18 protein-coding genes and 2 pseudogenes are annotated in these 24,985 nt (G+C 53.0%); 16 read left to right on the forward strand and 4 right to left on the reverse strand.

Going from position 1 to position 24,985, the window contains the following annotated elements:
* From EP25_RS0100005 to EP25_RS0100070, 10 genes and pseudogenes are all read left to right on the forward strand, one after another.
* Nucleotides 1-374, forward strand: a pseudogene (locus EP25_RS0100005) (GTP 3',8-cyclase MoaA); the annotation flags it as partial.
* Nucleotides 375-423: 49 nt separating this feature from the next.
* Nucleotides 424-600 carry a hypothetical protein gene (locus tag EP25_RS24290; RefSeq protein ID WP_456085402.1) on the forward strand — a complete coding sequence of 59 codons (177 nt, stop codon included), beginning with the start codon at nt 424-426 and terminating at the stop codon, nt 598-600.
* Nucleotides 581-778: a YajD family HNH nuclease gene (locus tag EP25_RS24295; RefSeq protein ID WP_456085403.1), complete on the forward strand. Its 198-nt coding sequence runs from the start codon at nt 581-583 to the stop codon at nt 776-778. The genes EP25_RS24290 and EP25_RS24295 overlap by 20 nt, the downstream gene beginning before the upstream one ends.
* Nucleotides 779-784: 6 nt before the next feature.
* Nucleotides 785-1,357: a DNA-3-methyladenine glycosylase I gene (locus EP25_RS0100015; protein ID WP_031432030.1), complete on the forward strand. Its 573-nt coding sequence runs from the start codon at nt 785-787 to the stop codon at nt 1,355-1,357.
* Nucleotides 1,358-1,555: 198 nt separating this feature from the next.
* Complete coding sequence (gene tnpA, locus EP25_RS21525) at nt 1,556-1,921, forward strand: IS200/IS605 family transposase (RefSeq protein WP_036300018.1); 366 nt, start codon at nt 1,556-1,558, stop codon at nt 1,919-1,921.
* A gap of 2,166 nt (nt 1,922-4,087) precedes the next feature.
* Nucleotides 4,088-4,564, forward strand: a pseudogene (locus EP25_RS0100055) (CHASE domain-containing protein); the annotation flags it as partial.
* A gap of 25 nt (nt 4,565-4,589) precedes the next feature.
* Nucleotides 4,590-5,024 (forward strand): hypothetical protein, encoded by a 435-nt coding sequence (locus EP25_RS0100060; protein ID WP_031432034.1) that lies wholly within the window; start codon nt 4,590-4,592, stop codon nt 5,022-5,024.
* Entirely contained in the window at nt 5,024-5,755 is a 732-nt protein-coding gene (locus EP25_RS23685; RefSeq protein WP_051906283.1) for a sensor domain-containing diguanylate cyclase, read from the forward strand. The genes EP25_RS0100060 and EP25_RS23685 overlap by 1 nt, the downstream gene beginning before the upstream one ends.
* Nucleotides 5,733-6,878: a putative bifunctional diguanylate cyclase/phosphodiesterase gene (locus tag EP25_RS24000; RefSeq protein WP_268745428.1), complete on the forward strand. Its 1,146-nt coding sequence runs from the start codon at nt 5,733-5,735 to the stop codon at nt 6,876-6,878. Before EP25_RS23685 ends, EP25_RS24000 begins: the two co-directional genes overlap by 23 nt.
* On the forward strand, nt 6,875-7,255 hold the full coding sequence (locus EP25_RS0100070) for a rhodanese-like domain-containing protein (RefSeq protein WP_051906285.1): 381 nt from the start codon (nt 6,875-6,877) through the stop codon (nt 7,253-7,255). The genes EP25_RS24000 and EP25_RS0100070 overlap by 4 nt, the downstream gene beginning before the upstream one ends.
* A gap of 115 nt (nt 7,256-7,370) precedes the next feature.
* Here the strand turns inward: EP25_RS0100070 and EP25_RS0100075 are convergent, their stop codons facing one another.
* Entirely contained in the window at nt 7,371-8,015 is a 645-nt protein-coding gene (locus EP25_RS0100075; protein WP_051906966.1) for a TetR/AcrR family transcriptional regulator, read from the reverse strand.
* A gap of 105 nt (nt 8,016-8,120) precedes the next feature.
* Between EP25_RS0100075 and EP25_RS0100080 the strand changes: the two genes are divergently transcribed.
* The 5 genes from EP25_RS0100080 to EP25_RS22300 all read left to right on the forward strand — a co-directional run bounded on the left by EP25_RS0100080 (nt 8,121) and on the right by EP25_RS22300 (nt 18,280).
* Nucleotides 8,121-9,335 (forward strand): efflux RND transporter periplasmic adaptor subunit, encoded by a 1,215-nt coding sequence (locus tag EP25_RS0100080; RefSeq protein WP_084191133.1) that lies wholly within the window; start codon nt 8,121-8,123, stop codon nt 9,333-9,335.
* Nucleotides 9,336-9,338: 3 nt separating this feature from the next.
* Entirely contained in the window at nt 9,339-12,539 is a 3,201-nt protein-coding gene (locus EP25_RS0100085) for an efflux RND transporter permease subunit (RefSeq protein WP_031432038.1), read from the forward strand.
* 62 nt (nt 12,540-12,601) lie between these two features.
* Nucleotides 12,602-14,056, forward strand: a complete 1,455-nt coding sequence (locus EP25_RS0100090) for an efflux transporter outer membrane subunit (protein ID WP_051906286.1) — start codon at nt 12,602-12,604, stop codon at nt 14,054-14,056.
* A 238-nt stretch (nt 14,057-14,294) separates the two neighbouring features.
* Entirely contained in the window at nt 14,295-14,891 is a 597-nt protein-coding gene (locus EP25_RS23340; RefSeq protein ID WP_051906287.1) for a c-type cytochrome, read from the forward strand.
* A gap of 452 nt (nt 14,892-15,343) precedes the next feature.
* Nucleotides 15,344-18,280, forward strand: coding sequence for a bifunctional diguanylate cyclase/phosphodiesterase (locus EP25_RS22300; RefSeq protein WP_051906288.1), 2,937 nt, complete (start codon nt 15,344-15,346; stop codon nt 18,278-18,280).
* Nucleotides 18,281-18,287: 7 nt separating this feature from the next.
* Here the strand turns inward: EP25_RS22300 and EP25_RS0100105 are convergent, their stop codons facing one another.
* Entirely contained in the window at nt 18,288-19,046 is a 759-nt protein-coding gene (locus EP25_RS0100105) for a hypothetical protein (RefSeq protein WP_051906289.1), read from the reverse strand.
* A 134-nt stretch (nt 19,047-19,180) separates the two neighbouring features.
* Between EP25_RS0100105 and EP25_RS0100110 the strand changes: the two genes are divergently transcribed.
* Complete coding sequence (locus tag EP25_RS0100110) at nt 19,181-20,818, forward strand: IS1182 family transposase (protein ID WP_051906290.1); 1,638 nt, start codon at nt 19,181-19,183, stop codon at nt 20,816-20,818.
* Nucleotides 20,819-20,930: 112 nt separating this feature from the next.
* On the opposite strand, the gene EP25_RS0100115 is transcribed toward EP25_RS0100110, so the two are convergent.
* Both EP25_RS0100115 and mutS read right to left on the reverse strand, forming a co-directional pair.
* Nucleotides 20,931-21,947 carry an NAD(P)/FAD-dependent oxidoreductase gene (locus EP25_RS0100115; RefSeq protein ID WP_031432044.1) on the reverse strand — a complete coding sequence of 339 codons (1,017 nt, stop codon included), beginning with the start codon at nt 21,945-21,947 and terminating at the stop codon, nt 20,931-20,933.
* A 312-nt stretch (nt 21,948-22,259) separates the two neighbouring features.
* Nucleotides 22,260-24,830 (reverse strand): DNA mismatch repair protein MutS, encoded by a 2,571-nt coding sequence (gene mutS, locus EP25_RS0100120; protein ID WP_031432045.1) that lies wholly within the window; start codon nt 24,828-24,830, stop codon nt 22,260-22,262.
* Nucleotides 24,831-24,985: the final 155 nt, after the last annotated feature.

Here is a 24,985-nt window from a genome sequence, read left to right on the forward strand (position 1 = left end):
ATTCCAGTGACTCGATCAAACACGATTTGTCCGCCCACTTTACCTTGTTGCCGTTACTCGACACCACCGGGGGGCCTTCCGTTTATTTCCGGGTACAGGGCTGCGAGACGCGCGTGGGATTTATTTCGCCCCATAGCGCCAATTTTTGCGCGAGTTGCAACCGCGTGCGTTTGACCGCCGAAGGGCGGTTGTTGCTGTGTCTTGGCAACGAACATTCGCTCGACTTGAAGCGGGTGGTCAGGGCCAATCCGGGCGATATGGCGGTACTGAAACACGCCATAATCGAGGCAATGACGATTAAGCCGGAACGACATGAATTCAATATTAACGAACAGCCTGTTATCATGCGCCACATGAACGCCACAGGCGGTTAGTCTGGCGCCGGTCCGAGTGTTTTTCTCTGTTTTTTCAGCAGGAGGAATGATGAGTCATAATAAAACCGACCAATTGATTGCCGAGGCGCGGCGCTATAAAGAGGAGAGGGAGAAAGGTTACCGCGAACAAGCCTTGAAGCTTTACCCCTGGGTTTGCGGCCGTTGCGCGCGCGAGTTCACCCATAAAAAATCTGAGCGAGTTGACGGTGCATCATCGCGACCATAATCATGACAATAACCCGCAGGACGGCAGCAACTGGGAGCTGTTGTGTTTGTACTGCCATGACAACGAGCACCAACGCTTCGAGGAATTCGTGCGCTATGGCGGCTCTTCGAGCGACAATAAGTCGTCGAGCGGAACGTTCAATCCGTTTGCCGACCTGAAAAACATGATGAAGCAATAGCTCGTGATGGCAAAATGCCCCTGGGCACTTGCCTCAAAATTGGAAGAACACTATCACGACCATGAATGGGGCGTGCCGGTGCATGATGACCGCTTGTTGTTCGAATTCTTGATTTTGGAAGGGGCCCAGGCCGGGCTAAGCTGGCGTACCGTGCTGGCCAAGCGAGAAGCCTACCGCGACGCCTTCGACGGTTTCGATGTCGCAACCGTCGCCGCGTATGATGAAGAACGTCTGCAACGATTATTGCAAAATCCCAATCTGATCAGAAACCGTTTGAAGCTGCAGGCCGCCATCGGCAATGCGCAAGCGTTTCTAAGGGTACAGCAACGGTTCGGCAGTTTCGATCAATTTATCTGGCAATTCGTCGATGGCAATCCTGTGCAAAACCGGTGGCAACGCATGGAAGAGGTGCCTGCGACGACGCCCGAATCGAAAGATATGAGCCGTGCGTTGAAGGGCTTGGGTTTCAAATTTGTCGGTCCGACGATTTGTTATGCTTTCATGCAGGCCGTCGGCATGGTCAACGACCATGTCCTTTCCTGCTATCGCCACGATCAATTAGCCCCGGAAAAATCCTGATGTTCAATATTTTTCCTATCGACGCCAACCGCTATGCCACTCATTGTCATCAGGCAATGAGTCTGGTGGACTTAGATTGCCTCGGTTATGGCTAAAGAGTTGGAACTGGTATATGTTTAATTATCCATCATAAGGTTTAAACCACCGGCTTTTAGCCGGTCAGCTTTAGCTGTCGATAATTTGCCCAAGGAGGTGGCGATGGACTATAGATACGGCAGCCATACGGTTTACCAAATTGAGTATCATTTTGTTTGGGTTACGAAGTATCGTTATAAAGTGCTGAAGGATGAAATAGCCGAAACGAGTGAGAGACTTGGTGCGGCAGGACATGCGAAGCCTTTGAGATACGGATTATCCAAAGGTGTCGTGAGCAAAGATCATGTGCACATTTTGGTGAGTGCGCCGCCGACTATGGCCCCAAGCGGAAATCATGAGGCGAATCAAAGGGACGAACTTCGAGAAGCTATCTGTTCGAAGAAGTTCCCGCACTTGAAAAAGCGATATTGGGTCGACATTTTTGGGCCCGCGGTTATTTTTGCCGCCACAGTTGGGGCAAATGACTGATGAGATGATAAAGCAATATTTGGAGCATCACTTTGAAACCTAATCCAAACGATAATTTCCAAGATGGAGCCCGACAAGACGCGTCGTTTAGTCGACGCGTATCCGGACTTTCAGTCCGTTATTGGAACCCACCCGCTTGAGCGGGTGGTTGTTTAGTATTCCATTGGCCCGCTTGGTCAGTAAACATGCCAACCTCCCAGGCCAGACACAAAAGTATTGAGCAACAACTGCCTTGCTCTCATTGAATCCAGCCGCACCTTGCTTGTTGTCCACTTACCTCGTCGGAAGGGGAGGAGCGGATATCGGTTACGCCCCTTATGTCAGGGATGGACTCGCGTTTTTATCTGTATGTCAGCGACTTGGCCCGCCATACCGCGAATATGCTGAGTACTTTGCAGGCACGCGGTTATGTTTATTCAGCCGGAGGCGGAGTGTCGTAACGTATTCGCCCGGGAACGAGTGGTTTTTAGACTGCCGTGTGCGGGAAATCGGGCGCTCGGATACCCTTTATGAGCGCCAGTTACTGGCGATGCAGCATAAATTCGGAGAAACGGTGACCTTATTGCGGTCGTTACCGGATTTTCATTTGCTGCAATTGCAGGCGGCCAGCGGTCGATACATAGCCGGTTTTTGGTCAGGCTTATGCGATCGATACAGCAACCGGATCGTTGATTGTGACAGCCCGCGATGGCTAAACCACCTCGGGGAAGTGATGAACCATAATCGGGCAGTTTTAATATTGCGGAAGATTAATGAGGCATAGGCTAGGCCGTTATCTTATATTTCCTGCCGGGATTTTCTTTGGGCACGAGGGCGGATATACGGCGTAGCGAGGATCTTGTAGATTTGCTCCTGTCATTTATGCATCGATACTTATAGCCATCAATCATGCAAGTGAGAAGCCTGGGTGCTGCGGAGCGGAATCCGGGATGGCCTGGTTTCGAAGTCCCGCATTCCGCGATGCTTCATACGGGCTTCGAGGCTTAAAGTGCCTAGATAATTAATATCGGCTAGCAAAACCCGGAATTTTATATTGTTACCGTAACGTTGATTTGTTACCTTGATCAAATTTGCCTGGCGACGATTAAACATTCAGTACAGCCATCATTCTTCAAAAAAAGGCATGCAGCTCCGTTTAAGCGAACCCCTATCATTTTAATTTCGATTTATGCGTGCCGCTATTTCATCGGCGGTTACCTCGGTATGTTGTTGGCAACGCCTCCGAGCAATGCCAGTCCGGTTTGCCGCCGCTGCGTTGCCTGGCCGGTTTTTATTACACGGGGGGGCAGGTTTTTCCGCGCATTTTTTAGGTGCCTTGGCTGGCTCAACTCTATTCGTTATGGATTCGGTCAAGTGCCGTTACGCGTAATCGTCTCTCTGAGCGTTGCGTGTGGTGATCGCTCTGGCATCTTGTATGCAGGGATTTATCGGCTAACGCATTGATCAAACGTTTTGTCGGCGAGCATGACCCTTTGATCGAAGACAAGAATATTCTCACTTTTTTACTACTGGGCGGACCGGTTAGCTGCATGTTATCGGCTTCTGTCGTATCACTCTTCTGTATTCCAGAAAGGTCATCGCGGCCGATGATTTCTGGGGTAAGTTGGGGGACTTGGGTGGGTCGGCGATACGATCGGCGTATTGATTTTTCACGCCTTTTATTTTGTTGATTCGCCGGTAAAACCGACAGTTTTTGGAAGCCTTCGCCAGTGCTTTCATCCTTATCCGTTGTTGGTTTTATTAATCCATGGTAGTCGCTGTTTTCAGATACAGCCAACAGCTGGAGAAGGATAGAGTTACGGCCGAGTTTCAGCGCAGGTTTCCGGTTAAAACAGCACGATCGAAAATGAAATCAGGGATCATCTCACGGTCAATCGAACTTTGAAAGCCTTGTTCGATAGTTCGGAAAAAGTCGATTCACGAAGTATTTCATCGATTTAGCTTGCCGCTGGTCAATCGCTTGTCGAGTATTTTGGCCTTGGAATGGATAGCCGAAAATCAAGGGTGGGACGACCGTGCGCGTCGGAACGAAAACAAAAACATTATCATCACCGAAGTCGATGGAAAATAACGTCTCAGTCAAGGCTGCGCGGCGCCAAATATATTTCCCGATTGTCTATGCCGAACCCCATCGACAAAACGGAAAAGTCGTAGGGGTTCGATGTTGCCTCGAGACTGGAGTCCCATGCGTTGCTTTACCGGATCATCGATTCCGGTAAAACGCTGGCAACCCAAGGCATTCATCTGTTGCAGCTGCCGGCCGAACAATTCGGCGTCATTTTGTATTCGCCGGTCTATGAAAAGAATGTTCCGCTGGATACGGTAGAGCAGCGAAGACAGGCATTTCAGGGGATGGTGGCGAGTGTTTTCAGCGTCGATGGAATTGGTCAAGGAAGCGGTCCAAAATATGCCGCCGATGTCCATTTGAACTTGATCATCAGCGATGATGCTTGCTTTTGTATAAATCCCCTGAAGCCGATGACGATGACCGGTTTGTCTTTTTCCGAACATGAACAATCGTTGGTCGATAAGGCTGGCGGGAAGACGGTGGCAAGTAAGCTATCGCCCATCGCAACCAGTTTCTTATGCCAGCCAACAGACTTGGCGACGGTGGTGGTTGTTGTTGGCAGGGTTTGGTCTTGACCCAGTCTGATTGGCATGGGGACTGATGCTGTTGACGGGCAGGGCCGCGAGAGTCGAGGAATTAGTCAGAATCAAGACCCATGACCTGGAAAACGTCAACCGCCATCTGAACCAGGAAATAGTCAAACGGCAAAAGCTGCAGATCGAGCAGAGTAGCCGCAATAGGGTGTTGGAGCAATTGGCCCAAGGAGACAGTTTGGAAAATATTTTGCAACGGATTGCCTTGGACGCGGAAAAGCAGCAAGAAGGCATGTTGTGCTCGATTTTGTTGCTCGATGCCGATAAACATCGTTTGTGTAATGGCGCCTCGCCAAATTTACCCGCTTTTTATACGAAGGCCATCGAGGGTATTGGCATCGGCGAAGGGATTGGCTCCTGCGGTACCGCGGCGTTTAGAAAAGAGACGGTCATCGTCGAAGATATATTGAGCCACCTTTTTGGCAAGGCTTTCGTAGTTTGATGTTGCAGACGGAATTGCGAGCCTGCTGGTCCGAACCCATCATTTCCTCGAAAAATACCGTGTTGGGCACTTTCGCGATTTATTACCATAAACCCCATAGCCCGACGCGAGAGGACATCAAATTCATTAAACGAATGGCGCAATTATCGGCTATTGCCATCGAACAGAAAAATAACGAAAGTGAATTGCGTATTGCCGCGACGACGTTTCAGTCGCAAGAGGCGATCATGGTCACCGACCATAAAGGTACTATTCTGAGGGTCAACGACGCTTTCACTAAGATTACCGGTTACAGTGAAACGGAAGCGGTCGGGCAAAATCCCAGAATGTTGTCCTCCAATCAATATTCCGTAGGCTTTTATCGGCAGATGTTCAAGACGTTGCGTAAGGAAGGACGGTGGCAAGGGGAAATCTGGAATCGGCGCAAGAATGGCGAAATTTATCCCGAATGGTTGATGGTGACGGCGGTCGAGAATGATCGTGACGTCGTCAGCCACTATGTCGCTATTTTTTCCGATATTACCGAAAAAAAAGCGGCGGAAAAGGAAATTCACGACCTGGCATTTTATGACCCCTTGACCGGTTTGCCCAATCGCCGCTTGTTGCTAGATAGGCTGCAACATGAAATCGTAGCCGCCAAGAGGCATCGCCATTTCGGCGCCTTGTTTTTTTCTGGATCTCGATCATTTCAAGCGACTCAACGATTCCCTGGGGCATCAGGTCGGCGATGAGCTTTTGATTCAAGTCGCTCAACGTATTAGCACGCTGCTGCGGGAGGAAGATACCGCCTGTCGCTTGGGCGGGGATGAATTTATCGTGCTGGTGGCAGGTCAGGGGAAAAGCTTGGAACAAGCGACCGACCATGCCGCGATACTGGCGGAAAAAATTCGCGATGTTATCAATCAACCTTTTATGCTACGCGGCAGTTCCCACCATTTCACCACCAGCATCGGTGTTTCCATTTATCCCGATATCACCGAACAGCCCGAAGCCGTCATTCAGCAGGCCGATACCGCCATGTACCGGGCCAAGGAAATGGGCCGTAACAGCATTAGTTTCTTTCGCCCCAGTATGCAAAAACTTGCCGACCAGCGTTTGATTCTGGAAAAAGAAATGCGCGAGGCGTTGCTCGACGGCCATTTCGCATTGTTTTATCAACCCCAGGTCGACCGCGACGGCCGGATCGTCAGTGTGGAAGCCTTAATTCGCTGGCGAAATCCCGAAAAAGGCATGATATCGCCCGCCGATTTCATTCCAGTCGCGGAAGAAACCCAGTTGATTTTGCCGATCGGGTCATGGGTGCTCAATGAGGCCTGCCGGCAAATTAACTTTTGGGACAATGAAAACCGCTATATCGGCCATGTCGCCGTCAACGTGAGCTCGCGCCAGTTTCGTCAGCCCGATTTTGTCGAACAAGTCGAAAATATCCTGGTGGAAACTGGAATAGAGGCCAGTCGATTGATGATCGAACTGACCGAGGGCGTCGTTATCGACAATATTGAAGATACGGTCGATAAAATGCAGGCTCTGAAAAGAATGGGAGTCGGTATCTCGATCGACGACTTTGGCACGGGTTATTCCTCCTTGTCTTATTTGAAGCAATTGCCGATAAGCCAGCTAAAAATCGACCAGAATTTCGTCAGAGACATCGTCAGTGATCCGAACGATGCCGTGATCGTCGAAACCATCATTAACATGGCGCATAACCTGGAATTGAATGTCATTGCCGAAGGGGTGGAAAACCAAGCGCAGATGGATTATCTGCTAGCCAAGGGTTGCGTTCATTTTCAAGGCTATTTCTTCGGCCGGCCTGTCGAGGCCTCTGAACTTGAAATAAGGGAAGTCGGTAGATGAAGAAATTCCGACGTATTTTGCTGGCGGTGATGTTTTTGGCGGGGTGTGAAGCGTCCGGGCAAGGTTACCTGTCGCAACAGAAATTGCTACAAATGATTAATCGATCGGCGTCGCCCGTGGTCGTCGATGTGCGCTCGCAAAGGGAATATCAAGCCGGACATGTGCCGGGCGCGCTTCATGTCCCTTTTTGGACGGCCTTTACCACGCAACGATTGGTTAAAGTGAATAAGGAACGGCTATTGGTGCTGTATTGCGAACACGGGCCCAGGGCGGGGGTGGCCAAACTGGCTTTCAGCTTGGCCGGATATCAACATGTCGTTTATCTGGCCGGACATATGTCGGCCTGGCGCGAGGCCGGTCTGCCAATGGAAAAATAAAGTTTTCTACACGTAAGCGGTAAAGAAAATTTGTCCGCGATTGCCGGTCAACTCCTAGAAATTCCTCCTAGCTAGGTGGCAACTTTATAACGCTACCACAAACACGCAGCTAAGTTTAATTGTTAGTTATGGTTTGCTGTTTGCGGTTCGGCGCCACGCTACCGTTGAGAAACAATTCCACCGCCTGCTGTACCCAGTCCTCGATCTCGTCTTCATTGGGTATTGGAGCTAGACCGAGCTGAAGTTTATGGAAGCGTTCATTACGTAGACAACTGAGGAAATGGTCGGCCAGGCGTTGTGGATTAAGCTCGACAAAATAGCCCGTTCGTTGATGTTTGCTAAAAAACGCCGTTAGTCTATCCAGTGTTCTTTGTGGTCCCTGTTCATAAAATTGAGACGCTAACTCCGGGAAGCGCAACGATTCGCCAGTCAGTATCGTACGGATGCGCACCGCATCCGGTTGCGTAATGCGGCTGATAAATTGCCGCGCAAACGCCAGTAAGGCTTCTCGTGGTTCGCCAATTTCGGGTAGGCTGTCGACAAATTGATCGCTACACCGTCTGATCACGGCACCGATCAAGCCCGCCTTGTTGCCGAAATGAGAATAAATCGTGCGCATGGAAACATGGGCTTCGCGGGCAACCGTTTCCATACTGAGATTACCGTAGCCGTGCTCCAAAAATAACTGCAAGGCGCTGTCTAGCACCCGTTCGCGGCTCTGAGATTCCTGCCCTTTTGGAGGGCGTCCGCATTTAATCATGCTGAACATTATTGAAATTGATTGACATAGAGAAGAATGATACCTAAATTAAACGGTAATATAAATTACCATTTAAAAACTTGCCGCGACCGAGGCGTTCATGGGATGAAACAACATATCTATCCATTAAGGACCAAAAAACTGAAAGGTTCCATCATTCTCCCTTATTTTCAAGGTATTAACGGGGACCGAATGGTGGTTCCTTTTATTTTTTGGGCATTGTTCCCGCTCGTGCTATTGACCGGTTGTGGCGGCAACGATCAGAAACCGGAGGCGCAGCAAGGTCCGCCCCCCAAGGTAAAAGTCGCTTATCCGTTGCGCCGCGAGGTCAGCGAATGGGATGAATTCACCGGCCGCATCGAGGCGGTCGATTCGGTCGAAGTCAGGGCGAGGGTCAGCGGATACCTGGAGAAAATCAATTTCGTTGCCGGTCAGAAAGTGAAAAAAGGCGACCTGTTGTTTTTGATCGACCCAAAGCCATTCCAGGCGCAATTGAATCTGACGCAAGCCGAATTGGAACGAACCCAAACGAAACGAGAATTGGCGAAAAACGACCTGGCCCGGGCCGAAGGCTTGTTGAAGGCGAAGGCGATTTCCGGCGAGGAATACGACAGCCGCAATAAAGGCTATCGCGAGGCGGTCGCCGCGGTGCGCGCAGCCGAGGCCAGCGTTTATGCGGCGCGTTTAAATCTGCAATACTGTGAAATACTGGCGCCAATAGACGGCCGGGTCGGGCGAGAACTGATCACCCAAGGCAACCTGGTCAATGGCGGCGGCGAGGCCACCCTGTTGACCACGATCGTTTCCACCGATCCGCTCTATGTTTACGTCGATGCCGATGAACGTTCGATCTTGCGTTACAAACGCCAGCATGGACCGTCCCTGGAAGGTGTCGAGGCGCAATTGGAGGTGGCCGACGAGGAAGGGTTCCCTCATCATGGCAGAATCGATTATATCGCTCCCAGCGCCGATCCCGAAACGGGGACCGTCAAGCTGCGTGGAGTGTTCGCCAATGCCGACGAATTACTGAGTCCTGGTTTTTTCGCCCGTATGCGCATCCGCGCCAGTGAGCCTTATAACGCCTTGTTGCTGCCGGACCGCGCGCTCGCCACCGATCAGGCGCAACGCTTCGTTTGGGTGCTGAACCAGGAGGACAAGGCCGAATACCGCAGGATTACTCCCGGCGCCCATGTCGGTAACTTGCGCGTCATCAAGGAAGGATTGACCGGTCAGGACCGGGTCGTAATCGAGGGGCTGCAAAAGATCAGGCCCGGCGTCAAGGTGAGTCCCGAACAAATCACCGTGGGCGGAGAACAATAAGCCATGGACCGATTCACGCATTTTTTCATCGACCGTCCGATCTTCGCTTCGGTTCTGTCCATTATCATCGTCCTGGTCGGCGCTTTGGCGTTGTTCGCGCTGCCGGTTGCCCAATATCCTGAAATCGCTCCGCCCACCGTCGTTGTCAACACAACCTATCCCGGCGCCAATGCCAAGGTCGTCGCCGAAACCGTGGCGACGCCGATCGAGCAGGAGGTGAACGGCGTCGAGGACATGTTGTATATGTCGTCGCAATCGACCAACAGCGGCAACATGGCTTTGACCATCACCTTCAAGCCGGGCACCGACCTGGACAAGGCCCAGGTATTGGTGCAGAACCGCGTGGCATTGGCCGAGCCCAAATTGCCCGAAGAAGTCACCCGACAGGGTATCAGCGTCAAGAAAAGAAGCCCCGACCTCAGTCTGGTGGTCGGTCTGGTATCGCCCGACAAACGCTACGACAGCGTTTATCTGAGCAATTACGCGTTGTTGCAGATCAAGGATACGCTGGCGCGCCTGCCCGGCGTCGGCGAAATCGTCGTGTTCGGTGCGCGCGATTACAGCATGCGCCTGTGGCTCAATCCGGATAAACTGGCGGCGCGTAATATGACCGCCGGCGATGTCGTCGAGGCTATCCGCGAGCAAAACATTCAGGTCGCGGCCGGCGTGATCGGACAGGAGCCGGCACCGCATCCGGCCGATTTCCAATATACGGTCAGTACGTTGGGACGGCTGATGGAGGCCGAGCAATTCGCCGATATCGTCATCAAGGAGGGTGCGGGCGGAGAAATTACCCGGCTCAAGGATGTGGCCCGCATCGAACTGGGGGCCAAGGATTACAACTCCGAATTGTTTCTGAACGGCGAATCGATGATTGGTTTGGCCATCTTCCAATTGCCCGGCTCGAATGCCCTGGAAACGAAGGAGGCGGTGTTGGCGGCGATGGACAAACTGAAGACCCATTTCCCCGAAGGCCTCGATTACTTGTTGGTTTACGATACCGTCGTCTTCGTCGACCAGTCTATCGAAGCCGTCGTCAAGACTTTGTTCGAGGCGTTACTGTTGGTAGTGCTGGTCGTGGTCATCTTCTTGCAGAATTGGCGCGCGGCGGTCATTCCGTTGTTGGCGGTGCCGGTGTCGCTGATCGGCACCTTCGCGGTGATGCAAGCCTTGGGTGTTTCGTTGAACACTCTGTCGTTGTTCGGGTTGGTGCTGGCGATCGGTATCGTCGTCGACGACGCCATCGTTGTGGTCGAAAACGTCGAGCGCCATATCGGCGAAGGTATGAAGGCGCGCGAGGCCACCCGTCTGGCGATGTCCGAAGTGGTCGGACCGATCATCGCGACGACATTGGTGTTGGTCGCGGTGTTCGTGCCTACCGTGTTCATTACCGGCGTTTCCGGTGCTTTCTACAAACAATTCGCCTTGACCATCTCCGTCTCGACGCTGATCTCGAGTTTCAATTCCTTGACCTTGAGCCCGGCCTTATGCGCGTTATTGCTGGATCGGGCCCATGGTAACAAGGATATTTTCTCCCGTTTATTGGAAAGAATGTTCGGCTGGTTTTTCGACGCCTTTAACCGCTTTTTTGCCCGCTTCAGCAAAGGCTATTCCAAATTGGTCGGCCGCCTGATTCGGATGACGGCCATCGTGCTGGTGCTTTACGTAGCCCTGAATGGTTTTAACTTGCTAGCTTTCAGTAAAGTGCCGACCGGCTTCATTCCGCAACAGGATCAAGGCTACTTGATTTTGTATGCGCAATTGCCCGATGCCGCTTCGTTGAGCCGCAGCAAGGAAGTGGTGCAGCAAGCCTCGAGCATAATCAAAAACACACCGGGCGTCGCCAATGTCGTCGCCTATGCCGGCTGGTCGCTGTTGAGCGGTTCCAATCAATCGAATGTGGCGACGATGTTCGCCCGCCTGGACAGTTTCGCCAACCGCGCCGGCCATCCCGAAATGCAGGCCGATCAGGTGATCCAGCAGTTGCAACAACGGCTGGCGCAAATCCCGGATGCCTATATCGCCGTGTTCGCGCCTCCGCCGGTGCGCGGCATGAGTTCGGTCGGCGGTTTCAAGCTGCAGATTCAAGACCGCGCCAACGTCGGTTTACAGGAATTGCAGCGCGTCAATGCTGACATGATCGCCAAGGGTAACCAACAACCCGGGCTGACCCACTTGTTCACGACGTTTCGCAACGATGTGCCGCAGCTTTATCTGGATGTCGATCGGGATATGGTCAAATCGATGGGCGTTTCCCTGAGCGACGTCTTCGATACGTTGCAAATCTATCTGGGCTCGCTGTATGTCAACGACTTTAACCGTTTCGGCCGCACCTACCAGGTGGTTGCGCAAGCCGATGCCGAGTTTCGCATGTATCCCGAGGACATCGCCGAATTGAAGACCCGCAATGGTGCCGGCGCAATGGTGCCGCTAGGCTCATTATTGGAAGCCAGGGAAATCAAGGGGCCGGACAAAATAACCCGCTATAACATGTACCCGGCGGCGGAAATCAACGGCGCCACATTGCCCGGCACCAGTTCGGGGGACGCCATCGAAATCATGGGGCGACTGTTGGACGAGGAATTACCGCCCGGTTTCGGTTACGAGTGGACCGAACTGAGTCTGCAACAAGTATTGGCCGGCAACGTCGCCATGTTGGTATTTCCGTTGAGCGTCATTTTCGTATTCCTGGTGCTCGCGGCCCAGTATGAAAGCTGGTCGTTGCCTTTGGCCGTGATTCTGATCGTGCCGATGTGCATTCTGTCGTCGATGGTCGGCATTTGGCTCAGCGGCCTGGACAACGATATCTTTACTCAGATCGGTTTCATCGTTCTGGTGGCGCTTGCCAGCAAGAATGCGATCTTGATCGTCGAGTTCGCCAAGCAGCGCCAGGAAAAAGGCCTCGATCGTTACGCCGCCGTTCGGGAGGCTTCGCGCATCCGCCTGCGTCCGATCCTGATGACGTCGTTTTCCTTCATTATGGGGGTATTGCCGTTAGTGTTGGCGCAAGGCGCCGGCGCCGAGGCTCGTCATGTGTTGGGTACCGCGGTGTTTAGCGGCATGTTGGGCGTCACGCTGTTCGGCCTGTTATTGACACCGGTGTTTTACGTTGCAGTGCAAGGACTGGTGCAGCGCTGGTTCGCCCCGGAAGGCGATATTGCAGGCCGATCTTCACAACCTTCAGCAAGCGATACCGAGTCATGAGTGCATTTAACATTATAAGATTACGGTTTAACTTTGTCTGGGAGCGGGGCGGGTTGACGTCGATGGCGTTCTGTTCTCTTGCCTTACTGAACGCTTGCGCCGTCGGCCCCGATTACAAGAAACCGGAAACGGAATTACCGGCTAGCTTTGCCCAGTCCTCCGCCGGCGAATTTTCCGAACGAAGCATTGAACACGACTGGTGGAAATTGTTCGATGACGAGACGTTGATGGGCCTGGTCGATCGCGCCGCGCACCACAACTATGACCTGCAGAGGGCAGAGGCGAATTTAAGGGAAGCCCGCGCGCTTTATTTGGAAGCCGGATTGGAATTGGCGCCGATAATAACGGCCAAGGGGAGTTATAACGAGCAAAAACGCAGTAAGGGTTCCTTGAACAACCGTTCCTTCGTGCCGCGCGAATTGAAACTTTACAATGTCGGGTTCGACGCGTTTTGGGAAATCGATTTGTTCGGCCGGGTGCGGCGCAACGTCGAAGCCAGCAACGATGGCGTTGACGCGCAGGAAGCCTCGTTGCGCGATTTGGTTATCAGCCTGATCGCCGAGGTGGCGCGCAATTATTTTGAATTGCGCGGCTTGCAGGAACAGTTGGCCGTGGCCGAGCAAAACGTCGCGATACAGAGCGAAACTTTAGAGATAACCCGGGCCAGAGTCGAGAGCGGCCGCGGCACCGATCTCGATACTTCCCGTGCCTTAGCCCAGCTCGAAGCCACCAGGGCTGGCATTCCGCCGCTGCAGGGAGCGATACAACGGGCCATCCATAGGTTGAGCGTATTGACCGGGCAGGTGCCGGGCGCTCTCAACAAGGAGCTTTCCGCGTCGGCCCCGTTACCAAGATTGCCGGCCACGATTCATATCGGCCGTCCCGGAGATTTGTTGCGCCGGCGTCCCGATATCCGTATCGCCGAGCGCACCTTGGCGGCTTCCACGGCGCAAATCGGCGTCGCGACCGCCGATTTATTTCCCCGAGTCACCTTTGTCGGCAGCATCGCCTTGGAAGCCTCGACCTTTTCCGGTTTGGGGGCGGCCGGTTCCGATACCTATTCGGCCGGTCCAAGGATCAGTTGGGCGGCTTTGGATTTGGGCCGCGTCTACGCCCGTATCAAGGCCGCCGACGCTCATGCCGAAGCCGACCTTGCCGCTTATCGGCAAACGGTGCTGAACGCGCTGGAGGAAACCGAAAACGCACTGGTCAATTACAATCGGGAACGGCTTAGACGAAATGCTTTGGCGGCGGCAGAGGCCGCCAGTCTCCAGGCCAGGAAACTGGCACATCTGCGCTACGATGAGGGCGTCAGCGATTTTCTGACGGTTCTGGATGCCGAAGCGCGTTTACTGCAGGACCAAGAACGTCTGGCGCAAAGCGAAACCGCCGTGGCGACCTCGTTAGTCGCCTTGTATAAGGCGCTCGGCGGTGGTTGGGAAACGCTGGTCGACGAGCGGCAGGGACAGGATGAGACGCCGGACGGTAAGGAGAGTCGCAAAGACAATGCCGGTTGAATCCGTAATTCCCGCAGTGAAGATGGAGCATGATGCAAGCGATTGACTTTTACGGCTTAAGTAAGTCTTATTGTTCTGACCGGTTGCTCAATCTCATATTTTCCGATTTTCAGGGCGATATCCAATTCCGTTTTTGCATGGCCTTTTAGCATTTAGTAATATAGGCGCTCGACTAGCCCGGCTCCGGGTTGTACAACTTTAAAACCTTAAATTTTCTCTCAACCGGATTTTAGAACTAATGAAAAAATCAATTATCGCATTCGTTTGCGGCTTGCTGGCATGGTCTGGCGCTCACAATGTACTGGCTGCCGATATCGAAGCAGGAAAAGCGGCGTTCGAAACCTGCCGTGGTTGCCACAGCATTCCAGGCTATAGCAATGTTTATCCGACCTATTATGTGCCAAAAATCGGCGGTCAACGTGCCGAGTATGTGGTGGCGGCGTTAAAGGCGTACCGGGAACAAGCTCGTCCGCATGGCACGATGAAGGCCAATTCCTATGATTTGAGCGATAAAACGATTGAAAATATCGCCGCTTATACTGAAAAATCTGTCGGTAAACAAACGAAAGCGGTTGCCGACGGTGATCCTGCCAAGGGCAAGAAATTGGCGGCAAGCTGCACCAGCTGTCATACCAATAAGCTGAAAGATGGCGGTAATATTCCTATCCTGGCCGGCCAATACGGCAATTATTTAGTCAAGGTCATGAAGGATTACCAGACAGGTAAACGCAATAATCCGGTTATGCAATCGATGTTGAACGGTCTGTCCGAGGAAGACTTGCATGACATTTCCGCTTATTTTGCTTACCAAACCGGACTCGGCGCGGTTGAATAACGAAGTTTTTATACCGAACTCGCGAGTGGCCAAGAGCTAAACAGCTATCGCTAATTCACTCTTGGCCGCTTCTCGCGACAATTCCGGCGGTGGGATGCCGCCGGATTATCCCTCAAAGCTCGCCCTTCCTCTTTTCCCCTCACTGGCAGTTAAATGTGTTTGCCAGCAAAAGCTAGGGATCTACCGGTTGATGATTTGCCGAATCGAAACGGCCCGAAATAAATTATTTCAGACTATTTAATATCATTTTACATCGGTTGCCGTTAAATTCTTGGCTATGAATCTATAGTTCAGAAAACTACGAGCATGCATTTTCCCCTCATAAATTAGTGGCTTGAAATTTTTTTTCGAAATCGTGGAAAATTTTCCAGGCGTGGGAGAGGGGCGCGTGTTATAAATTTAAACCAATTAGTCACTCTCACCCGGACCGAATATTATTGGCATCGTTTCGCTTGCGTTCTCTTTTAGGTAATTTAGCGGTCGCGGGTATTTACTGGCTGCTCGCTAAATCCGATCTGTTTTTTGCGGCTCATCATGGTCCGGTTGTGCTGTGGTGGCCTGCGGATGGCTATGCCTTGGCGGTTCTTTTGCTTAAGGGGTTATGCGTCGTTCCCGGCATTTTTGTCGGCGCATTTGCCTCGAGTGTCGACGTGTTTGGTTCGCCATTGATTGCACTTTCCATAGGGTTGGGTCAGACCCTGGAAATAGTCGTTGGTTGGTGGCTGCTGAGTCAGAAAATGCAGTTCGATGTCGCGATGATTCGCTTACGTGATTTCTTGTCGCTATTGCTCGCCGCTCCCTGGATGGCCGCAATCGGGGCCATTACGGCATCTACAAGCTTAAGGTTGGCTGGCAGTATTGATCGGCATTCCTGGATGCACGTCACCATGCATTGGTGGATGGCCGACTTGCTCGGCCTTGTGCTGGTGACGACATTCGTTCTGGTATGGATCAAACCACCGCAACAATGGCTTAATCGCAAGGGTTTGCTAGAAAGCATGCTCATTTTCGGTCTGACATTTTTTGCCGGCCAAATCATCTTCCTTGATTGGTATCGCGATATCACCGGCGATTATCCCAAGGCCTTTTTGCTGTTTTTGTTGTTGGCAATCGCGGCGATACGTTTGGGCCGCCATGGCGTGTTGATCGTGCTGTTGATGACTTCGGTACAGGCATTATGGGGCGCAAGCCGGCAGATTGGTTATTTCGGCGCCGACCTCGCCGCTACCCATTTGATCAATTTTTCCTGGTTTATGTTGATCATGTCCGTGGTGGGCATGCTATTGGCGACGCATATCAGTGAAAAAAACCTTGCCGTATTAGCCTTACGGGAAAGCGAAAATCAGTTTCGCACGTTGGCTAATAACGCGTCAGTCCTGGTATGGATGTCCGGGACGGACGGGTTATGTACCTATTTCAACAAGGTTTGGCTGGATTTTACTGGACGCAGGTTAGAGCAAGAGTTAGGTAATGGGTGGACGAAAGGAGTTCATCAGGAGGATTTGCAGCATTGCCTGGACAGCTATATGGCGGCATTTTTCGCCCGCCGGGAATTCAACTTGGAATACCGCCTGCGCCGCTACGATGGCGTTTATCGTTGGGTCATGGATCATGGCGTGCCACGTTACGACGGTCAAGGCGTATTTGTCGGTTATATCGGATCGCTTTTCGATATTACCGAACGCAAGAAGGCGGAAACGGCGATGTACGATAGCGAGATCCGCTTTCGCAATTTGCTAGAAAAAATTCCACTGATTTCGGTGCAAGGCTATTCCGCCGACGGCACGACCAATTATTGGAACCAGGCTTCCGAATATCTTTATGGCTATACGGCGGAGGAAGCCTTGGGTAAAAAACTGACTGATTTGATTGTTCCGCCCGAGATGCGTGGTGAGGTCGAACAAGCTATTCGGAAAATGTTCGCGACCGGTCGGCCGATTCCGGCGTCGGAATTGACGCTGATGCGCAAAGGCGGCGGGCGGGTCGACGTTTTTTCCTCGCACGCCTACGTTCACGTGCCCGGGCGCGAGCCGGAAATGTTTTGCATGGATATCGATCTGACGGAAAGGAAGAGAAACGAGGCGAGAATACAGAATCTGGCCTATTACGACCCTCTTACTCAGCTGCCTAATCGTCGCTTGTTGAGCGAACGGTTGCAGCAAGCGATGAATGATAGCCATAGAACTCATCTTCATGGCGCCATCCTGTTTTTCGATCTTGATAACTTCAAAACGCTCAACGACACGCTGGGCCACGATAAAGGCGACCAATTGCTCCAGCAGGTGGCGCAACGCTTGCAGAATTGCGTCAGAAAAGTAGACACGGTTGCCCGGCTGGGCGGCGATGAATTTGTCGTTCTACTGAAAGACTTGAGCGAAAATCCAAAGGATGCGCCATTTCAGGCGGAAATGGCCTGCCAAAAAATTCTTGCGGCGCTTAACCAGCCCTATCGACTTGCCGGTATCGAATACTTAAACACGGCGAGCATAGGCATCGCTCTTTTTGCCAATAATCAACAGTCCGTCGAGGATATGATGAAACGGGCCGACATCGCCATGTATCAGGCGAAGCAGGCCGGGTGTAATACCTTCCGCTTTTTTGACCCCGATATGCAGGCGGCGGTGGAAGCGCGTATGCGGCTCGAGAATGGCTTGCGGAAAGCGTTGCCCGAAAATCAACTGAAGCTTTACTATCAAGCACAGGTAGACGATGCGGGCAGGGTAGTCGGGGCCGAGATATTGCTACGATGGACGCATCCCGAACAGGGTGTGATCTCTCCGGCGGAATTTATTCCGTTGGCGGAAGACACGGGGTTGATCGTGCCGATCGGTTTGTGGGTATTAGAGCACGCTTGCCAGCAATTGAAAACATGGTCTCTGGATCCGAATAAAAAAACGCTGCAATTAGCGGTTAATGTCAGCGCCCGTCAATTCCGGCAAGCGGATTTTACACAACAGCTTATCGATTTACTCGGGAAAACCGGCGTAGAGAATTCTCGGCTCAAGTTGGAACTGACCGAAAGCCTGGTGCAAGAAAATATCGAAGAAACTATCGCTAAGATGAAATTGCTTAAACAAAGCGGCGTGCAATTTTCCATGGATGATTTCGGCACCGGCTATTCGTCACTGTCCAGTTTGAAAAGGCTGCCGCTCGATCAGCTTAAGATCGACCAAAGTTTTGTTCGCAATATCACAACGGATTCCGATGACGCCACGATCGTCCAGACCATCATTGCCATGGCCAAGCATTTGGACATGGAAGTGATTGCCGAGGGTGTCGAGACGGAACAACAAAAAGCCTTTTTAGTCAGGCATGACTGTCGGCGATTCCAAGGTTATTTGTTCGCTAAACCCCTACCGATTAAACAGTTCGAGGCATTGCTTGCATAAGGCCGGTTTAACGCTCGAACAACGGTATTGTCACGATATGCTGTCTGTCGCCCACCGCTAAGCCCAGGCGCAGGGCGGTTGCCGATTCCGCTTCGTCCTTGCCGGGGAAGAATAGGTAGCCATAAGCCAACTCGCCGGGTTTGACCCGTTCGTTACGCAGGGAATTGTGGAGAAGGTCCTGGCGGATTTCGTCGTCGTATTCCTGATGCCTGGCCGCGCCGCCATACAATGCGCCGGCCCCGGCTCCGACGGCCGCGCCCTTGGCGATCGTTTCCCCCAGATTTTCGCCCGTCAAAACGCCGATGGCGAAGCCGGCGACGGCGCCCGCCGCGCCCAGCATCAGGGAGGGTTTCGCCGCGCCCAGCAGCGTTTCGCCGATTTCCACTTTTTCCTCGACCCGGCGGTAAGCCTGTCGCTGGGTCAACAGCGGCCAAGCTTGTTCTTGTTTGTCGATTAGAAAAGTTTGTTGGGCTTGAATGACTACCGCCGTATCGCTTTGATTATCGATGACCAAGCGAACGGGCAACAATCCGGCCGATCTGATATCGAAACCGAAGACGGCCTCCGCTTTGTCGGCGTCGACATAAGGCGTCGCCGCAATCAGTGCCCCAGCCACGTTGACATGTTGCGAAAACGCGGTTGGCAGCGGCACCGGTGCGACGCGGTCGCCATACGTGGAACAGCCGGAAAGGCTGAATAAAATGCCCAGCCATAACCCGCAAAGCGTTCGTTTAATACGATCGAGTTGCTTGGCCGCGTTCGCCATCCCAGCCAATGAAAGTGTCAAGCGCCTGATCGTTCCCTCTCCCCGACCCTCTCCCAGAGGAGGCTGTCGTAAAAGCCCCCCAACCAGCTACATACGGTAAAATAACCCTATCCAAACCTATTAGAAATAGATCAATGGCAGCCGAAGTGAACATTAGACCCGTCAGGACATTGTATAGCGCCAAGCAATATTCGCTATTCGATGAATGCGAGGTTGAACCGTTACCTGAGTTGATCGCTCAATCGATCTCGAGCGAACCGATGGCCCGTTTTGAAGCGCCCGACCCGCGCGGCTTATCGATCAACGGTAAACCGCTCGGCGAACATCTGGAGCACGCCGGCTTAACCATCCCGTTGAAATTGCGCCCCTTCCTGCAATCGCTATCCTTCGCCGAGTTCGAAGCCCGTTATCGGCCCGGCGGGCGTCCGCCGTATGCGCCACGTGCGATGGTGGGGATTATTCTCTACGGCCTGTTACAAGGCATCAGCAGCCTGCGCGACTTGGAGCGTTTAGCTCGAGCCGATGTGGGGTGTTGGTGGCTAAGTGGCGGTATCATGCCGGATCACTCAGTCATTGGCCGTTTCGTCCATCAGCATGCCGAATCATTGACGACCGAATTTTTCGATCAACTGGCGCGTCGTACTTTGAAAGTCACAGGCTCAGGCACGACGACGTTGGCGGGCGACGGTACCGTGATCGAAGCCATGTCCTCCCGGTTTCAATTGATGAAGGAAGAAGCGCTCAAGCAAGCCTTGGCGCAAGCGCAGGAAGCCGCGCAAGCCAAACCCGACGATGCAGCGGCAAGCAAGCGGTTGAACCTATTGGAACAAGCCCAAGCCGAGCTAAAGTCTCGCCAGCAAAAACAAGCCGCCAAAGGCAAAGATCCGGCCAAGACCCAAGTACAAAGCAACGAGCCGGAGGCGGTATTACAGCCGCAAAAGAACTCCAAAGACTTTCGCGGCAGTTATAAACCGTCGGTATTGGCGAACGACAATCGAGTGATCGTGGCTTGCGACGTTCATCCTTCCAGCGAAACCGAGGTGGTGCCGGGCTTACTGGATCGCGCCCAAGCCATGGGAGGCGTCGAAACAGCTCTGTTCGATGCTGGCTATTTCAGCAATGGCGTCTTGGATACTGCTGAGCAACACAACATCGAATTGCTTTGTCCGGAAGGCCAAAGTGAAGGAGACGATTGGAACAAACAATCCAACAAACAAATCCCCAAAAGCCGCTTTATTTATCAGGCCGACGACGACACCTATCGCTGTCCGGGGCAACAACGCTTGACTCGCCGTCACACCTGCAAAGGCGGTAAAAGTGGCCGCGCTTATACCGTCTACGCCTGCGATGTCTGTTCAGACTGCCCGCTGAAATCCCAATGCACGCGTAGCGAGAGTGGTCGCACCCTCAAACGCTATGACAGCGATACCCAAAAAGAAGCCCTGCGCCTGAAAATGGACCAGCCCGAACCTCGGCAACGCTATCGACAGCGGCAGGCCATGGTGGAGCCCGTCTTCAGTCAGCTACGCGGTCGCCAAGGTTTGAATCGCTTTCGCCGTAAAGGTTTGGCGGGTGTCAAAGTAGAGTTCGCCTTGCACGCCATGGCTTACAATCTGAGCCGCGCCTTAGTGGCAGCTCTTTTTCGTGCTTTATATCATTGGCTTAGCCGGTTTATGAGCTCGTTTGACCGAATGGTCGACATTTGGCTGAGTTACACTACTGACTTGCCAACTTCGCCGACCGTGGAAAATACGGCCGGTTTCCAGTGGTAAATCAAAGAAATTGGGGTTTTACGACGCCCTCCAGAGGGCGAGGGAGATTAGGGCACGCTTCGCGACTTTCATGGTAATGCAAAGTTGGACATGAATAAGTGAAGAGCATGATTCAGAATTGATAGGGATAGGACGCCTCGAAGCCATGTACTTTCGCTTCCGGACTGAAGGCCGGCGGCTCCCACGCCTGAGCCTGTTGCCCGCTTAGATATTCCGCCAACCATCTGGCTTGGTGCCTGATCGGAATGATGTAGGCGTAGAGTTTGCCGTTGGGCAGCTGGGCGACATCGCCGACGGCATGTATGTTATCGTGACTGGTCTGTAAGTACTGATCGACCAGAATGCCGCGTCCGGTTTTCAAGCCGGCTTTTTCGGCCAGGTCGACTCTGGGTTTGAAGCCGCAGGAGACGATGGCCGCATCGAATTTCTGGTAATGTTCGTTGCTGCAGATCAAAGTCGCGCCGGCTTGCTTTTCGATGCTGTGGATGGCCTGGTTCAATTTGATTTCGATGCCCAATTCTTGAAGCACCGTGAAAAGGGTTTCCGAATCCTCCGCCAGCAATTGCCGTTCCATCAGTCTGTCCATGGCGTGGAATAGCGTGACACGATCCCCGCAAACGGCTAGGTCCGACGCCACTTCGCAGCCGATCAGACCGCCGCCGATAATGCCCCAGGAAGGTCGGCCTTGTTTTTCGAGAATGGCTTGACGGAAACGCCGCAACGCGATGAGGTCTTGCAGGCTGTTCAACAGAAAGAAATTTTTGCGGTAAGGCAGGAATGGGGAAGGAATAAAGGCGGCCGAACCGGTGGCGATGACCAGCTTATCGTAGTCCAGCCGTTCGATTTCATCGATGCCTTTGACGCCGACGAATTGCTCGCGCGGATTGACCGCGGTTACCTCGACGTTGCTGATCACGCAAATATTTTTCTGGCGCAACGCATCGAAGGTTTTCAGAATGATGATTTGTTCGATGTCCTGTTCGCTGAAGCCTCTCGAAAGCAGCGGCCTGGAATAGTAACCGTCGCCTTCCCGCGTCAACAGGGTGATTTTGGCGTCGCTGGACTGTTTGCGATAATGCTCGGCGAAGGTTACGCCGGCTATGCCGGAACCGATGACAATCACTTTCATGGCCGCCCCCCGTCAAAATCACTGATTAATTATTAGACCATGATAGGCGAATTCAGTTTCGTTCGCCAATTGGTTCGTTAACTCATTAAAAGATGTAGGGCGGATGCCGCCAGGCGATCCGCCAACCCTTCGCACCGGGGGCAAAATGGGCGTTGTACCGGTACCTATCCAGGCGCCCCCCCCAAATGGGATAGAAGAAGGATTTGATGCGCGAAACGGCGGAACCGCTTTGCGTTCCGCCTTACGGCATGTAGGGCGGATGCCGCCAGGCGATCCGCCAACATTACTCAATGTATAAAGAATTTGCTTGGCTCATTTTTCCACCATCTCCTTCATCCGGTACAACAAATCCAGCGCCTGGCGTGGGCTTAGGTTGTCGGGGCTGATTTCCTCGACCAGGCAGACCAGGGGGTGGCACTCCTTGGAGGAAAACAGGTCCAGTTGATTGTTGCCGGTTTCCGCTTGCTGTTGCAAATAAGCGTTGTCTTCCAATTGCTGCAGTTTGCTTTTGGCATTGGCGATGACCGATTTCGGCACGCCGGCCAGCGAGGCGACTTGCAGGCCGTAACTCTGATTGGCCGGACCGTCCTTGACTGCATGCAGAAAAATGATCTTGTCGCCGTGCTCCATCGCATCGAGATGAATGTTGTGGATGTTTTTTTGTTCGTCGGCCAGGGTGGTCAGTTCGAAATAATGGGTCGCGAACAGCGTGAAGGCCTTGGTCTGCTTGGCCAGATAGTCGGCGCAGGCCCAGGCCAACGACAGGCCGTCGAAGGTGCTGGTGCCGCGGCCGATCTCGTCCATCAGGATCAGGCTATTGGCGGTGGCGTTGTGCAGGATATTGGCGGTTTCCGACATCTCCACCATGAAGGTGGAACGGCCGCCGGCGAGGTCGTCCGAGGCGCCGATACGGGTAAAGATCTTGTCGATCGGGCCGCAACTGGCCGATTTGGCCGGTACGTAACAACCGATATGCATCATCAATACAATCAGAGCCGATTGCCGCATATAGGTCGATTTACCGCCCATGTTGGGGCCGGTGATGATCAGCATGCGGCGCTGATTGGAAAATGACAAGTCGTTGGCGATGAACGGGATGTCGGAAACTTGTTCGACCACCAGATGGCGGCCGCCTTCGATGTCGATGCCGGGTTTTTCCGTCAAAGACGGTCTGGTCAGGTTCAACGTATCGGCCCGTTCGGCGAAATTGACCAGCACGTCGAGCTCGGCCAGCGCCGTCGCGCATTGTTGCAGCGCGCTCAGGGATTGGGCGATCTTGTCAAGCAAATCGTCGTACAAGGACTTTTCGAACGCCAACGATTTTTCCCGGGCGCTTAGCACCTTGTCCTCGAAGGCCTTCAATTCCGCCGTGATATAACGCTCGGCGCTTTTCAGCGTCTGCTTGCGGGAATAGTGCTCCGGCACCTTGTCCGCCTGCAGGCGGGAAACCTCGATGTAATATCCGTGCACCCGGTTGTAATTGACTTTCAGGTTGTTGATGCCGGTCGCTTCCCGTTCCCGGGCTTCCATGTCCAACAGGAATTGGTCGGCGTTCTGGCTCAGGTTGCGCAGCTCGTCGAGCTCCTGATGGTAGCCCTCGGCCAGCACGCCGCCGTCGCGGATCAATACCGGCGGATTGTCGACGATGGCCTGTTGCAACAAGGTTAGTAATTCGGGGAATTCGCCGATTTGGCGGCGCAGCTCCTCGATATGCGCATTGTCGCTGTCGGCCAATTGTTGTTGTAGTTCCGGCAAGGCCGCCAGGGTAGTGCGCAACACTACGAGGTCACGAGGTCGTGCCGATTTCAATGCGATGCGCGAGCTGATGCGTTCGATGTCGCCGACCTGACGCAGGCAATTTTGAATTTCTTCATAGCGTTGCTGTTGCAACAACGTGTCGATGCAGGCGTAGCGGCCGTTCAGTATTTGCTGGTTGCGCAACGGCCGGTTGATCCAGCGGCGCAGACAGCGACTGCCCATCGCCGTCGCGGTCTTGTCCAACACGCCGAACAGCGTGTAGCGCACGTCGCCGCTGGGATGGCTGTCAAGCTCCAGGTTCTTGCGGCTGGAGGCGTCCAGGGCGATGCTATCGTCGTCGTTTTCGATGGCAATGCCTTGGACATGAGGGAGGGCGCCTTGCTGGGTATCCTTGACATATTGCAGCAGGCAGCCGGCCGTGCTGATGGCGGCAGGCAGATGCTCGCAGCCGAAGCCCTTTAAATCGTGAATGTTGAATTGCTTCAATACCAGATCGGTGGCGCTGGCTAGATCGAAATGCCACGGCGGTCTCTGGCACAAACCGCGACGTTCGTTCAGGCGCGCCGGCAGTTTAGTCTCTTCGCTGTACAGCAATTCGGCGGGATTGAGGCGCTCGATTTCGCTGACCAGTTGTTCCTCGCTAGCGACTTGTTGCAACACGAATTTACCGCTGGTCAAATCCAGGCAGGCGATGCCGAAATGTTTGTCTAACTGGCTGATCGCCACCAGCAGATTGTCCTTGCGGTCTTCCAGCAAGGCTTCGTCGGTGACCGTGCCCGGCGTAACGATGCGCACCACCTTGCGTTCCACCGGACCCTTGCTCTTGGCCGGATCGCCAATTTGTTCGCAGATCGCGACCGAGATGCCGTTTTTAAGCAAGCGGGCCAGGTAGCCTTCGGCGGCATGATAGGGAATGCCGGCCATCGGGATCGGCTGGCCGGCAGACTGGCCACGGCTGGTCAATGTGATATCGAGAATCTGCGCGGCCTTCTTGGCGTCGTCGAAAAACAGCTCGTAAAAATCCCCCATGCGGTAAAACAGAAGCGTATCGGGGTGTTGGGACTTGATGCGCAGATATTGCTGCATCATTGGTGTATGTTGTTCTTTTTTTTCTAGTGAGCTCATGCCGTTACGCTGCTTTACTTATTGATTCCCATATAATTATATTTTTTACGTCGTCTCTTGTGGTCTCATCGAGTCTCAAGAAATATCATCCAATCTCAGGAGAAAGTGTAACTTGAAGTGTAACTTGTGTTGGTGTAACTTTTTCTTGAAATCCA

This window comes from Methylomarinum vadi (assembly GCF_000733935.1).
GTDB classification, from domain to species: domain Bacteria; phylum Pseudomonadota; class Gammaproteobacteria; order Methylococcales; family Methylomonadaceae; genus Methylomarinum; species Methylomarinum vadi.